The sequence below is a fragment of the Exiguobacterium sp. s161 genome, from assembly GCF_018619045.1.
In the GTDB taxonomy this organism is placed as follows: domain Bacteria; phylum Bacillota; class Bacilli; order Exiguobacteriales; family Exiguobacteriaceae; genus Exiguobacterium_A; species Exiguobacterium_A indicum.
This window is the reverse complement of sequence record NZ_JACSNH010000003.1, coordinates 262,797-275,751: the sequence shown is the minus strand read 5'-3', so window position 1 is coordinate 275,751 and position 12,955 is coordinate 262,797. Positions and strand designations below refer to the sequence as shown.

General features: G+C 50.7%; 12 protein-coding genes and 2 other annotated features. Of the genes, 2 read left to right on the top strand and 10 right to left on the bottom strand.

The window, feature by feature from the left end:
* The first annotated feature begins 1 nt into the window (after position 1).
* Both KNQ14_RS10965 and KNQ14_RS10960 read left to right on the top strand, forming a co-directional pair.
* Positions 2-1,975, top strand: coding sequence for a penicillin-binding transpeptidase domain-containing protein (locus tag KNQ14_RS10965; RefSeq protein ID WP_058265122.1), 1,974 nt, complete (start codon positions 2-4; stop codon positions 1,973-1,975).
* A 16-nt stretch (positions 1,976-1,991) separates the two neighbouring features.
* A complete protein-coding gene (locus KNQ14_RS10960; RefSeq protein WP_214775438.1) occupies positions 1,992-2,462 on the top strand; it encodes a GNAT family N-acetyltransferase in 471 nt (156 codons plus the stop codon).
* 264 nt (positions 2,463-2,726) lie between these two features.
* On the opposite strand, the gene trpA is transcribed toward KNQ14_RS10960, so the two are convergent.
* The 10 genes from trpA to KNQ14_RS10910 all read right to left on the bottom strand — a co-directional run bounded on the left by trpA (position 2,727) and on the right by KNQ14_RS10910 (position 12,945).
* The gene (gene trpA, locus KNQ14_RS10955) at positions 2,727-3,509 is read right to left on the bottom strand and encodes a tryptophan synthase subunit alpha (protein ID WP_047390833.1); all 783 of its coding nucleotides are present in this window, start codon (positions 3,507-3,509) and stop codon (positions 2,727-2,729) included.
* On the bottom strand, positions 3,509-4,705 hold the full coding sequence (trpB, locus tag KNQ14_RS10950) for a tryptophan synthase subunit beta (RefSeq protein ID WP_214861003.1): 1,197 nt from the start codon (positions 4,703-4,705) through the stop codon (positions 3,509-3,511). The genes trpA and trpB overlap by 1 nt, the downstream gene beginning before the upstream one ends.
* Positions 4,702-5,271: a phosphoribosylanthranilate isomerase gene (locus KNQ14_RS10945; RefSeq protein WP_214861001.1), complete on the bottom strand. Its 570-nt coding sequence runs from the start codon at positions 5,269-5,271 to the stop codon at positions 4,702-4,704. Before KNQ14_RS10945 ends, trpB begins: the two co-directional genes overlap by 4 nt.
* The gene (gene trpC, locus KNQ14_RS10940; protein ID WP_058713633.1) at positions 5,268-6,035 is read right to left on the bottom strand and encodes an indole-3-glycerol phosphate synthase TrpC; all 768 of its coding nucleotides are present in this window, start codon (positions 6,033-6,035) and stop codon (positions 5,268-5,270) included. Before trpC ends, KNQ14_RS10945 begins: the two co-directional genes overlap by 4 nt.
* The gene (trpD, locus tag KNQ14_RS10935) at positions 6,032-7,048 is read right to left on the bottom strand and encodes an anthranilate phosphoribosyltransferase (RefSeq protein ID WP_214860999.1); all 1,017 of its coding nucleotides are present in this window, start codon (positions 7,046-7,048) and stop codon (positions 6,032-6,034) included. Before trpD ends, trpC begins: the two co-directional genes overlap by 4 nt.
* Positions 7,049-7,054: 6 nt before the next feature.
* Positions 7,055-7,621 carry an anthranilate synthase component II gene (locus KNQ14_RS10930; RefSeq protein WP_035398279.1) on the bottom strand — a complete coding sequence of 189 codons (567 nt, stop codon included), beginning with the start codon at positions 7,619-7,621 and terminating at the stop codon, positions 7,055-7,057.
* Complete coding sequence (trpE, locus tag KNQ14_RS10925) at positions 7,618-9,012, bottom strand: anthranilate synthase component I (RefSeq protein WP_055966843.1); 1,395 nt, start codon at positions 9,010-9,012, stop codon at positions 7,618-7,620. The genes KNQ14_RS10930 and trpE overlap by 4 nt, the downstream gene beginning before the upstream one ends.
* A gap of 51 nt (positions 9,013-9,063) precedes the next feature.
* Positions 9,064-9,312, bottom strand: a binding site (T-box leader).
* Positions 9,313-9,360: 48 nt separating this feature from the next.
* Positions 9,361-9,612, bottom strand: a binding site (T-box leader).
* A gap of 56 nt (positions 9,613-9,668) precedes the next feature.
* Entirely contained in the window at positions 9,669-10,937 is a 1,269-nt protein-coding gene (locus tag KNQ14_RS10920) for a dihydrolipoamide acetyltransferase family protein (protein ID WP_023467597.1), read from the bottom strand.
* Positions 10,938-10,951: 14 nt separating this feature from the next.
* A complete protein-coding gene (locus KNQ14_RS10915) occupies positions 10,952-11,935 on the bottom strand; it encodes an alpha-ketoacid dehydrogenase subunit beta (protein WP_023467596.1) in 984 nt (327 codons plus the stop codon).
* Positions 11,932-12,945, bottom strand: coding sequence for a thiamine pyrophosphate-dependent dehydrogenase E1 component subunit alpha (locus KNQ14_RS10910; protein WP_023467595.1), 1,014 nt, complete (start codon positions 12,943-12,945; stop codon positions 11,932-11,934). The genes KNQ14_RS10915 and KNQ14_RS10910 overlap by 4 nt, the downstream gene beginning before the upstream one ends.
* Positions 12,946-12,955 lie beyond the last annotated feature (10 nt).

Sequence of the window (12,955 nt, the reverse complement as noted above, 5' to 3'; positions counted from 1 at the left end):
CATGAAACGAACGATCCCTCTTCTTTTATCAGCGACGTTTGGTGTGACGTTACTTGCCGGATGTCAAGATCAGCCGACACCTGAAGAACGTCTTGATGCCTACATCAAACTTTGGGAAAAACAAGATTACGATAAAATGTATACGTACGCGAGTACGGCTACTAAAAAAGAATATGGTAAAAAAGAATTCATCGACCGGACAAAACAGTTGTCGAAAACACTTGATATCAAAAAGTTATCCGTCGAGCGAAAAAAAGCAGAGGAAGCAACGGATGACGAAAAAGCGTCCCTTCCCGTACAAATCTCCTTTGATACGGTTGCAGGAGCCGTTGCTTATGATAAACAAGTCCCGTTAACATTCGAGAAACAAGGAGAAACGGAAAACTGGTTCATTGACTGGGACTCTTCGTTTGTTCTAAAAGACTTTAAGAAAGAAGATAAAGTTCAGTTACAAACCGTAGAAGGCAAACGCGGTGATTTACTTGATGCGAACGATAAACCGCTCGCGACCTCTGGTAAAGGATATGCTGTCGGCGCAACTGCAGGACAACTTAAAGATGTCGCACAAGTTGCCGAGTTGCTCGATCGCCCGACCTCATCGGTCGAAGATTCCTTAAAAGCAAGTTGGGTCAAGGACGGACAATTCGTTCCGCTCAAAACACTGACCGACGAAGCAACGGTTGCGAAATTGCGTGACATTCCAGGTATCAGCGTTAAAGAGACGGAAGTCCGAACATATCCACTCGGGAAGGCCGCTTCACACTTGATCGGTTATATCGGTTCGGCGACAGCAGACGAGATTAAAGAATCGAAAAATAAAATCCAAGCTGGCGAACAGATTGGGAAACGGGGTCTCGAACAAGTCCTTGATGATCGCTTACGCGGTAAAGCCGGAGCTTCGATCATTCTACAAAAGAAAGACGGATCAAGCGTCACCGTCGCTGAAACGAAACCGTCGGATGGTGAGGACATCCCGTTGACGATTGATGCTACGCTTCAGAAAAAGACGTATGACACGATGAAAGAAGATCCAGGAACGGCATCGGCAATCGATCCGCGGACTGGTGAGACACGTGTCTTACTCAGCTCCCCTGGCTTTGATCCTTCTGAATTCATGTCAGGGATCTCGCAAGCGCGACTCGATGAATTGACGCAGGATCCGGATCAACCATTGTTGAACCGATTCACGAGTGCTTTCGCACCCGGTTCGACTCAAAAACCCCTAACGGCCGCGGTTGGTTTAAAGAGTGGAACACTCGACCCGGAAAAAGCCTATACAATCAATGGACTGAAAAATAAGATCGATGGTTTTAACGTCACGCGGATTCACGAGACGCCAGCACCCGTTAATCTGCACAATGCGCTCGTTTATTCAGACAACATCTATTTCGCCCGCTCCACACTCGAACAGGTCGGAACGAAGGCGTTCACGTCTGGACTTGAAGCCCTCGGCTACGGAGAGAAGCTACCGTTTGCGTATCCGTTACGCGCTTCTCAAATCTCAAACGACGGGACGATTGCTTCAGATGGACAGCTGATGGATACGTCCTACGGACAAGGACAGATGCTGACGAACATTCTACATCTAGCGTCGATGTATGAAATTTTCCTGACTGACGGAACAATCTATCGTCCGACCCTTTTACAAGAGGAAAAAACGAAGCAAGTCTTTAAAAAGGATCTGCTGGATGCAAAAGACGCGAAGATGATTCGCGATGATCTTTATGACGTTGTCCATAACGGTTATACGCTCCCGGCCGATATCAAGGAAGTCGATGTTGCCGGTAAGACCGGTACGGCAGAATTGAAAAAGGCAGGCGAAACCGATGGAAAAGAGAATGGCTTCTTCGTCGGTTACGATAACGACAAAAAAGATCTTCTCGTTGCCATCATGATTGAATCGGTCGAAAAAGAAGATCGTGGTAGTCCGTATGTATCGGGACTCGTCGCCGAAGTACTCAAACAAAATCGATGATCGGAGTGATTACTTGATGATCCGCACGAGCCGTACTTCAGACCTCCCTGTCCTGCTTGCACTGACGGCAGAGACGTTCGAGCATCATAAACGATTATCGCCTCACTTTCATCCAGATGTAACGACACCGTACACGCTGGAGTCTTTAAGTCAGATGGTGGAAGCAGAACAACACCTCTGTCTGACAGCGCTTGACGGAGATACACTCGTTGGTTACTTGTTCGGCAAGTGGACTGCGCCAGCAGCCAATCGATTCACGCCTGTCCGGATCTTGAACATCACTGACGTCGGTGTCACCTCATCCCATCGTTCATTCGGAATTGGTCGCCAGTTGATGCAGGCGGCAGAAGAACTCGCGCTCGAGCGAGGTGTTGCTGCGGTTCGATTGAACGTCTGGGCGGTCAACGACCGTGCCGCAACGTTTTATGAGGAACTCGGATTCGAACCACTGTATACCAACTTGCAGAAGTCGCTCGTTCAACAGTGACATCTATATGAAAAAGAAGCTGACTCAAAAAAAGAATGACGCGTCTTTTCACACCCTTTCCTCAGGCGAGACACAAGCCATCTTTCCTGCTTCATTCAAGCAGAAAAGCGGGTCTTGTTCGTCTCTAACAGCGCATAAATGCGCCTGTTCCTGTAAGAGTGGTGTGTGACGCGTCATTCTTTTTGTTACGAGATAAGGGTGGCAAATCATCATTCTGCCAACCTTATCTTTGTAGAGACTGACTTTTGAGTCAGGTCCTTTTTATTAATGCGACGGCGTCGCCGCAAGACGTGCTGCCATCAACTGTTGAATTGTTTCTCGATCGTTCTGATGGAGTAAATCGACGATTTTACTGCCGACGATGACCCCCGAGACTGGTCTGCTCAGTTGTTTGACATGTTCCGGTGTACTAATCCCGAATCCGGCAAGTACAGGTACTGGACTGTTTGCTGCGACGTTCGCTAAGTGGTCTTCAAGCGCTGTATCAAACGTCGTCTGTCCACCTGTCGTTCCGTTGACCGTGACCGCATAGAGGAATCCTTCACTTTTATCGGCAATCTTTTGAATCCGCTCCATCGGACTCGTCAAGGAGACGAGCTGGACGAGCGCGATGTCCGACTTATCTTCTTGTTCGAAGAACTGTTCGCTCTGCTCAAGCGGCAAATCAGGAATAATCAGTCCGTCGACCCCGACTTCGCGACATGTCGCTAGAAACGCCGTTAATCCGTAGCGGAAAATCGGATTCAAGTACGTCATCAAGACGACCGGAACATCGACGGTCTGACGAGCAACGCGAACTGCCTCGAGGACATCCTTCAGTCCAACGTTCGCTTCTAGTGCCCGAAGTCCCGCTTCTTGAATGACTGGACCGTCAGCGACAGGATCCGAAAACGGGACACCGACTTCAATCGCTGTCGCTCCGGATTCAGCGAGAAACGACAGGATTTCCGGGAGTTGATCGATTCCTCCATCTCCCCCCATGACATACGGAATGAAGGCTTTCTCCCCTTTGCTCGTAACGGTACGAATGGCTGTCTCTAATCGCATCATGCTTCCCCCTTTAGTGCGTTTCTGACAGTGACGACGTCTTTGTCGCCCCGTCCTGATAAGCAGATGACGAGAATTTCTTCTTTGTCCATCTCTGCCGCGAGTTGAGTCGCGTAGGCAATCGCGTGTGCCGACTCAAGTGCCGGGATGATTCCCTCCTTGCGGCTCAACAGCTGAAGTGCTTCGAGTGCTTGTTCATCGGTCACCGCTTCATACTGGACGCGACCGATATCTTTTAGCAAGCTATGCTCCGGTCCGACACCCGGGTAATCGAGTCCAGCTGAGATCGAGTGCGCTTCTTGTACTTGACCATGCGCATCCTGTAAGAGATACATCATCGAGCCATGCAAGACACCGACCTCTCCTTTTGTCATCGTCGCTGCGTGTTTCTCTGTGTCGATTCCACTGCCTGCTGCTTCAATGCCATACAATTTTACATTTGTATCATCGATGAAAGGATGGAACATCCCGATCGCGTTACTGCCACCGCCAACACAAGCGACGATCGCCTCTGGCAGACGACCTTCTTTTTCGATGATTTGACGTCGTGTCTCTTTTCCGATGACTGCTTGGAAATCACGGACGAGTTGTGGGAATGGGTGTGGTCCGAGAACAGAACCCATCAAGTAATGCGTATCTTCGACATGTTTGACCCAGTAGCGGAGTGCTTCATTGACGGCATCTTTGAGTGTCCGACTGCCTTGTGTGACTGGGATGACGGTTGCTCCAAGTAACTCCATCCGGAAGACGTTCAATTCTTGACGACGGACGTCCTCTTCTCCCATGAAGATGACACATTCGAGATCGAGTAAGGCACAGACCGTCGCTGTCGCGACACCGTGTTGTCCTGCCCCTGTCTCAGCAACGATTTTTCGTTTCCCCATCCGTTCAGCCAGTAACGCTTGACCGATCGTATTGTTGATTTTATGGGCACCAGTATGGTTCAAGTCTTCTCGTTTCAAGTAGATCTTTGCGCCACCGATCGTTTGCGTCAAATGTTCGGCAAAATAAAGTGGTGTTTCACGTCCGACGTATTCTTTCAATAACTCGTCCATTCGCGCTTGAAACGCTGGATCTTCTTTTACCGTTGCGTAAGCTTCTTCGAGTTCGATCACCGCGTGCATCAATGTTTCCGGGATGTAGCGTCCTCCGTATTTACCGTATTGTCCGAGTGTATCTGGTTGTGCGTAGCTCATACTTCTCTCTCCTTTACGGCATCTGCGAATGCCTGCATTTTGATGGGATCTTTCCGTCCATCCGTCTCGATGCCACTTGAGACATCGACGGCGAACGGGTGATATCGTTTGATTGCTTCTCCGACGTTTCCTGCTGTCAAGCCACCGGCAATGAACAGTGGTCGATCGGCTTGAATGTCTCGTGACCAGTCGAATGTCTCGCCACTTCCAGCAACCGGTGCGTCAACGAGCAAATAATCCGTCTGTTGCTCTACTTGTCCGATGTCCGTCACCGGAATCGCTTGAATGACGGGAACTGGTAACTCTCCGTCCGGAATGACACCATGAATTTGGACGAGATCTAGCGCGACTTGTTCGACCGCGTCGGTCACCTGCTGGTAAGTCGGGGAGACGAAGACACCGACGACTTGGACCGTTTTTGGAATGTCGCTTCTGAGACGAGCCGCCTCTTCTAGCGTGACCTGTCGTTTGCTTTTAGCAAAGACGAAGCCGATGTAGTCCGCTAAGCGAACTGCCGCTTCGACATGTTCTCTTTCCCGGAGACCACAGAACTTAATCCGTGTCATACGCGAACGCCACTCACTTCTCGGATGAAGACTTGCGGATCGTCTGCCCGCATCAACGTCTCGCCGACGAGGATCCCGTCTGCACCGGCAGCGTGTAATCGCTGTGCTTCCTCGACCGTCTTGATGCCACTCTCACTGATATACCGGACGTCCGGTTGTTTTTGTTCGAGTAATCCGACCGATGTCTGTAAATCAACTTCGAACTTTTTCAAGTTCCGGTTGTTGATGCCAATGATTTGCGCACCAATCGCCTCTGCTCGGCGTAACTCCTCTTCGTCATGGACTTCGACCAAGACCTCAAGTCCTTCTGCGTAAGCATACGCATACAAGTCAGCAAGCGTCTCCTGCTCGAGAGCGGCGACGATTAAGAGAATCAACCGTGCCCCATGTGCTTTTGCCCGGTCGATTTGAATCCGATCAATCATGAAGTCCTTACAAAGCACCGGGATGTCGACTGCTGCAGCGACTGCCGCTAAATCGTCCATCGACCCTTTGAAGTACGTCTCGTCCGTCAAGACGGAGATGACGGTCGCCCCACTCGCTTCATATTGTTTTGCCTGAGCGACGACATCGACGTCGAGTGCGATTGCCCCTTTTGATGGCGACGCTCGTTTGATTTCCGCGATGACGGATAAATCCGCTCCCGCTAGTCGTTGCTTAATCGACGGCTTCAATGCCTCCCGACTGATCCGTTCGACCCCGTTTAATTTTAATTGCAGGACTTCCGCTCGTTTCGTTTCGATGATGCGATCTAAGATATTCATCCGATTGCTTCCTCCCGTGTCATTTGTCGTAATTGGTTCAATCGTTCCATCGCCCGTCCTGAGTCGATGCTATCTGCTGCTAAGGCGATTCCTTCTTCAATCGTCTTCGCTCGATTTGCTGCAAAGAGAGCAATTCCCGCATTGAGTAGAACCGTGTCGCGATAAGCACCATGCTCTCCACCAAGAACACGGAGTAAAATCGCCGCATTCTCTTGTGCACTACCTCCGCGAATTGCTTCAAGCGGTGCGGTCTTCAGTCCGACTTCCTCCGGGTGAAGACTGAAGCGAATCAGCTCACCTTCGTCGAGTAAGACGAGTTGGTTCGTTCCGGCAAGGGATGCTTCATCCATTCCATTCGCACCATGTAAGACGATTGCTCGCTTCCGCCCGAGTCGATGCAATGTCAACGCCATCGTCTCGAGCATATCCTCCCGGTAAATTCCTAATAGTTGTGTCTTGAGCGGGACCGGATTCGTCAACGGCCCGATCAAGTTAAAGATCGTTGGAATCCGCAGATCGCGTCGGACCTTCATGATTTGCTTGACGCGTGGGTGCATCCGTTGCGCAAACAAGAAGGCGATTCCGTTCGACTCGAGCTGTTCTGCTAAACGTTCCGGTGTCGCATCGAGCGAAACCCCGAGTGCTTCGAGCACATCAGCGCTGCCCGTTTTACTCGAGACACTCCGATTCCCGTGCTTCGCGACTTTCATGCCGGCACCTGCCAGAACGAAGGCAGCTGTCGTACTGATGTTGAACGATTGTGAGCCGTCGCCTCCAGTGCCGCAGTTATCCATGAAATCGCCGGTGACCGGAATGTCGAGGGCGACCTCGCGCATGATCGAAGCAAGACCGGCTAATTCTTCTGCAGTCTCCCCTTTTGCTTTCAATGCGACGAGAAAAGCGGCAATTTCGCTATCGGTCACGTCTTCCGCAAACAGTTCGCGTGCTACCTGTTGCATTTCTTCATATCGTAAATGTTTTGCTTCTGCTAATTTCAATAACGTCTCTTTCATCGTTCGTCACTCCTTTGTCAATTCAATGAATCGTTTAATCATCTGCTGTCCTTGTGGTGTTCCGACAGATTCAGGATGAAACTGGATTCCGAAGGTCGGATGCGTCCGGTGCTCGAGTGCCATGATCGTCCGGTCATCCGTTTCTGCTGTGATGACGAGCTCCGTCGGTAAGTCGTTGCGAGCGACGATCAGCGAATGATAGCGCATGACCTCTAACGTTTCCGTCATGTCGTCGAAGAGTTGTCCCGATTGTCGGATCATCGATGTCTTTCCGTGCATGATGACCGGTGCTTCGACGACGCGTCCTCCGAATGCTTCGCCGATTGCCTGATGTCCGAGACAGACACCGAGAATTGGTACTTGACCCGATAATTGACGAATTAGATCGATGCAGATGCCAGCGTCAGCCGGGCGACCGGGACCGGGTGAAAGGATGATGCCGTCTGGTTTCATCTCGCGTAGTTCTTCGATGCTGACCGCATCGTTTCGAATGACGTGAACGTCCGTATAAACGGATGCGTATTGGTATAGGTTATAGGTAAAAGAATCATAATTATCAATTAGGACGATCATTTCCAAACCTCCAGTAGTGATTTCGCTTTGTGTAACGTCTCCTGGTACTCGAGGCGTGGAATCGAGTCGTAGACGATGCCAGCTCCTGCTTGAACAGAAGCGACACCATCCTTGATCACCATCGTCCGGATAGCGAGGGCAAAATCCATATTCCCCCGAACATCGAAATAGCCGACCGCCCCGGCATATACTTCTCGTTTCACCTGCTCGTACTGGTCGATCAACTGCATCGCTCGGATTTTCGGAGCTCCCGTGACCGTCCCTGCCGGTAGACAAGAGACGAGTGCGTCTGCTCCAGTCTTCCCGTCTGCTAACGTACCTTCAACGACCGAGACGAGATGCATAACGTTCTTGAATCGTTCGATTTGCATGAATCGCGTCACCTCGACGGTACCAATTTGGCAAATCCGTCCTAAGTCGTTGCGTCCAAGATCGACAAGCATTCGATGTTCCGCTCGTTCCTTCTCGTCGTGCAGCAACTCTTCTGCTAACCGTCCATCTTCCTCTTTCGTCTTCCCCCGGCGGCGTGTACCGGCAATCGGATTCGTCGTCACACGATTCCCTTTGACTTGGACCAAACTTTCCGGGGAGGCCCCGAGTACGATTGCTTCGCCTAAGTCGATATAGAAGAGATAAGGGCTCGGATTGTCCTTGCGGAGCTTCCGATAAAATTGGAACGGATCACCTGAGAACGTCGCATCAAGTCGTTGCGAGAGAACCAGTTGGAAGACGTCGCCTTGGCGGATGTGTCTCTTCGCTTGTTCGACGAGTCCTTCAAACGTCTCTTGATCCATTAACGGTTCATAGACGACATCCCGGAGTGGACGCTCGATGTCCGTTCGCTCCCGTGGTTGCTCAAGTTGCGCTTTCCGTTCTGCTAAACGTTGACGTAATTCATCACGATCAGTGATGCCACCAAGTGACGTTTGAATCAAATGAACACGATGCTCGAGATGATCGAACAGGATGATTTGGTCGTATACGGCGAGCAGCGCGTCCGGTAGTTGGCGCGTTTGTTCCGGAACCGCTCCGAGCGTTTCATAGGCGCGCATCATGTCGTAACCGACATATCCGATCCCACCCGCTAAAAACGGAAGGTCTTCTTCAACTCCACCCCGGAGGATCATCTGTTGCATCAGTCGTACTGGATCACCCGTTTCCTGCGTCAATCGACCTGTCGTCAACTGTTCCCGCGTCACTGTCCGTCCCTCTGCGCGAATCATCTCCACCGGATCAACACCGATGATCGAATACCGTCCTTGATCCGTATGCGCAGAACTTTCAAGCAAACATTTCTGTGTTCCGCTCAGTTGTTGAAAAATCATGATTGGCGTCATCTCGTCGCCGTTTAGTTCAAGTTGTTCGATAATAAGTGTGTCTGTCTGAACCATCCCTGTTCGCCTCCTGGAATATAAAAAAGTCCCCCACACAGCGTATGCTGCATGGAGGACGATTATCTCGCGGTGCCACCTCTCGATTGGAACATTTCGACCGTTCCCACTCTGTCTGATGCGTCTAATAAGAGACATCATAGCCTACGATAACGGGGGCATCCGTCGCGACCTACTTCTTCGTTCAGCCACGCTCTCATGAGACCATTCACGAAACCTCGCCGTACGGAAGTCGCACCATTCTTCCGCTCTCTGAAACGCCGATGTTGTCTCGCTACTTAACTCACTCTACGATTTGTTCGATTCGATTGTATACGAAAAGAGTCTTCTCGCCCATTCATGTAGAACATGAAGGACGGGAAGACCCGCGGTACCACCTTCGTTGACGATGCTGACACCGTCCCCTTTGAAACGAACCGGACCGTTGTCCTGATTCGTCGACCCCGATAACGGGAGGAACCCGTCAGAGCCTACTACCCATTGAAGGGACTCGGTCTGAAGCTCAGAAGGCCATTCGCTTGTTGCCCGATACTGATTCGCACCACCCATCAGCTCTCTTGAATCGTTTCACAAGTTACTTCTCTTCGTCTTTGCTATCGTGTGTTGAATTGATTCTTATATTACGATGCTTATTCTTCCCTGTCAACTGGAAAAACTCAGTATAAGGAAAGTTGGTTCGGATCAATCGATTCGAGCGCTTGTTTGACAGTTTGTAGGAACTGTCCGGCAACGAGTCCGTCGAGCACCCGGTGGTCGATCGACATACAGAGGTTGACCATGTCGCGTGCTGCAAACATGCCGTTCACCCAAACTGGACGTTTGACGATTGATTCAACGGATAGAATCGCCGCCTGCGGGAAGTTAAGGATCGGTGCTGATTGGATTGAACCGAATGAGCCCGTATTGTTAACCGTAAACGTCCCGCCCTGCATCTCTGCAGACGACAACGTGCCGGCTTGTGCCCGTTTCCCGAAGTCATCAATCGCGCGTGCAATCCCCTTGATGCTTAGTTCATCCGCATTCTTGACGACTGGTACGAACAGAGCGTCCTGCGTCGCGACAGCAAGTGATAGGTTGATCGCTTTCTTTTGAATGATCTTATCTCCCGCCCATGTCGAGTTCATGATTGGATGTTTCTTCAATCCTTCGACTGTCGCCTTCATGAAGAATGGTAAGAACGTCAATTTGACCCCTTCTTGTTTGAAGAACGCATCTTTATGACGATTACGTGCTTCGACCAAGTTCGTGACATCGACTTCGATCATCAACCAAGCATGTGGCGCTTCGTGCTTCGCGCGAACCATGTTCGAAGCGATTGCTTGACGCACACCGGCAGTCGGAATCTCGATGTCGCCTGTTTCCGTCGGTTGTGGTGCAATGACCGGACGTTTTGGTGCGGGTGGTGCTTCTGCCGGAGGCGCTACCGGAGCCGCTTGCGCTTCCGGTTTTGGTTCCGTTGCTTGTGGTGTCGGGATCGATCCAGACTCGATCAATTTCAAGAGATCTTTCCGGGTAATCCGGCCGCCCGCTCCCGTTCCCGTCACTTGTTCAAGATCAATGCCGTGTTCGCCTGATAATTTCAAGACCGCTGGTGAATAGCGTTTTTTCATCGATGTATCAGCCGACGTCGTCTCTTCGACAGCTGGCACTTCTTGTTCGGTCGCCGCGACTTCCGTTGATCCGCCGCTGACTTGCATCGTGACGATCGCGTCACCGACTTGCAACGTATCGCCTTCTTCTGCAAGTAGTTTTTCAATCACACCATCAAACGAAGATGGGACTTCTGCCGTTACCTTATCGGTAATGACTTCTGCAATCGGATCATATTTTTTGACAGTATCGCCCGGTTTGACAAGCCACATCGAAATCGTTCCTTCAGTAACACTTTCCCCGAGTTGTGGCATCGTAAGTGTTTCAGTCTTCATCGGTCAGTTCCCCCTTAGTATGCGTGTAACGTCCGGATTTTATCTTCAATTTTCTCGCTTGAGATGTTGAAGAACTTCTCCATCGTCGGAGCGTATGGCATCGCTGGGACGTCTGGACCACAGAGTCGTTCGATTGGTGCATCGAGATCGAACAATGCTTCTTCTGCAATGATCGCCGACACTTCACTCATGACGCTACCTTCTTTATTGTCTTCCGTGACGAGCAAGACTTTCCCCGTCTTTTTCGCTGCTTCGACGACTGCTTCGCGGTCGATTGGATAGACGGTCCGCAAGTCAAGGATGTGGACATCGATTCCGTCTTTTTCAAGGCGTGTTGCTGCCTCAAGTGCCATATGAACACATAGCCCATAAGTGATGATCGTCACGTCTTCGCCCTCACGCTTGACGTCTGCTTTACCGATTTCGACCGTATAGTCGCCTTCAGGAACATCCCCTTTTAACAGACGATAGCCTCGTTTGTGCTCAAAGAACAAGACCGGATCATTCGAACGAATCGCTGCCTTTAGCAATCCTTTTGCGTCATATGGATTCGATGGGATGACAATTTTCAGACCAGGCGTCGAGTTGAACATCGCTTCGACCGACTGAGAATGATAAAGTGCCCCGTGAATACCACCGCCGAACGGTGCGCGGATGACGATCGGACACGTCCAGTCATTGTTCGAACGGTACCGAATCTTCGCTGCTTCACTGACGATTTGGTTGACCGCTGGCATGATGAAGTCAGCGAATTGCATTTCAGCAATCGGACGCATTCCGTACATCGCAGCTCCAATTCCGACACCGGCAATCGCACTCTCAGCGAGTGGTGCATCGATAACACGTTCTTCTCCGAATTGTTCGAGCAATCCTTGGGTCGCCCGGAAAACACCACCACGGACACCGACGTCTTCGCCGAGGATGAAGACGGACTCGTCGCGTTCCATCTCTTCTTTGATTGCACTATTGATCGCTTCGATTAAACTTAACGTCGTCATTTCGTTTCCTCCTCGTCGTACACGTAACGTAATGCATTTTCTGGCGCATCGTAAGCTGCTGCTTCCGCATAAGCCGTTGCTTCGTCGACTTCTTTCTCCATCGCTTGTTCGATTTCAGTCGCTGATTCTTCCGTCAGGACGCCCATTTCAATCAAACGCGCACGGAAGAGTTTGATCCCGTCACGTGCTTTTAAGGCATCGAGTTCTTCAGCAGAACGGTACGATTTATCGTCATCATCGGATGAGTGTGGCACGAGGCGTTCGACTTCAACTTCGATCAAGGTCGGACCTTCTCCCCGTAATCCGCGCTCACGTGCTTCCTTGACGACTTTGTAGACAGCGAGTGGATCGATGCCATCTACCGTATAGCCTGGCATACCATAGCCGATCGCCCGATCAGCAACGTGTTTCGCCGACAGCTGTTTCGAAAGTGGTGTCGAAATCGCGTATTTATTGTTTTCACAGAACAAGATGACCGGGAGTTTATGAATTCCGGCGAAGTTCGCCCCTTCATGGAAGTCTCCTTGGTTTGAAGAGCCCTCTCCAAACGAGACGTAAGCAACGAGTGGTTCCTTACGCATCTTCGCAGCAAGTGCGATCCCGACAGCATGCGGGACTTGTGTCGTGACCGGACTTGAACCCGTGACGATGTTCAAGGCACGTGAACCGTAGTGTCCTGGCATTTGACGACCACCTGAGTTCGGATCTTCTGCCTTTGCGAATGCCGACAGCATGATATCGCGCGACGTTTGACCGAAGTGCAAGACGACGCCTAAATCACGGTAATACGGCAAAATGTAGTCCGTTCCTTTTTCAAGGGCGAACGCTGCACCGACTTGAGCCGCTTCTTGTCCTTGACATGAGACGAGGAAGGGAATTTTACCCGCTCGGTTCAACTTCCACATCCGTTCGTCGATCTTCCGCGCACGGACCATCGTTTCGAACATCTGAATCGCGTCCTGTTCCGTTAATCCGAGTTCTACTAATTCTTTGAATTCTATTTTTTCCATCCGTAATTCC

Coding starts and splice junctions, on each gene's coding strand:
- KNQ14_RS10910 (WP_023467595.1), bottom strand. CDS start 12,945: ATGGAAAAAATAGAATTCAAAGAATTAGTAGAACTCGGATTAACGGAA.
- KNQ14_RS10920 (WP_023467597.1), bottom strand. CDS start 10,937: ATGAAGACTGAAACACTTACGATGCCACAACTCGGGGAAAGTGTTACT.
- KNQ14_RS10945 (WP_214861001.1), bottom strand. CDS start 5,271: ATGACACGGATTAAGTTCTGTGGTCTCCGGGAAAGAGAACATGTCGAA.
- trpC (WP_058713633.1), bottom strand. CDS start 6,035: ATGAATATCTTAGATCGCATCATCGAAACGAAACGAGCGGAAGTCCTG.
- KNQ14_RS10930 (WP_035398279.1), bottom strand. CDS start 7,621: ATGATCGTCCTAATTGATAATTATGATTCTTTTACCTATAACCTATAC.
- KNQ14_RS10960 (WP_214775438.1), top strand. CDS start 1,992: ATGATCCGCACGAGCCGTACTTCAGACCTCCCTGTCCTGCTTGCACTG.
- trpD (WP_214860999.1), bottom strand. CDS start 7,048: ATGAAAGAGACGTTATTGAAATTAGCAGAAGCAAAACATTTACGATAT.
- KNQ14_RS10915 (WP_023467596.1), bottom strand. CDS start 11,935: ATGACGACGTTAAGTTTAATCGAAGCGATCAATAGTGCAATCAAAGAA.
- trpA (WP_047390833.1), bottom strand. CDS start 3,509: ATGCGATTAGAGACAGCCATTCGTACCGTTACGAGCAAAGGGGAGAAA.
- KNQ14_RS10965 (WP_058265122.1), top strand. CDS start 2: ATGAAACGAACGATCCCTCTTCTTTTATCAGCGACGTTTGGTGTGACG.
- trpE (WP_055966843.1), bottom strand. CDS start 9,012: ATGGTTCAGACAGACACACTTATTATCGAACAACTTGAACTAAACGGC.
- trpB (WP_214861003.1), bottom strand. CDS start 4,705: ATGAGCTACGCACAACCAGATACACTCGGACAATACGGTAAATACGGA.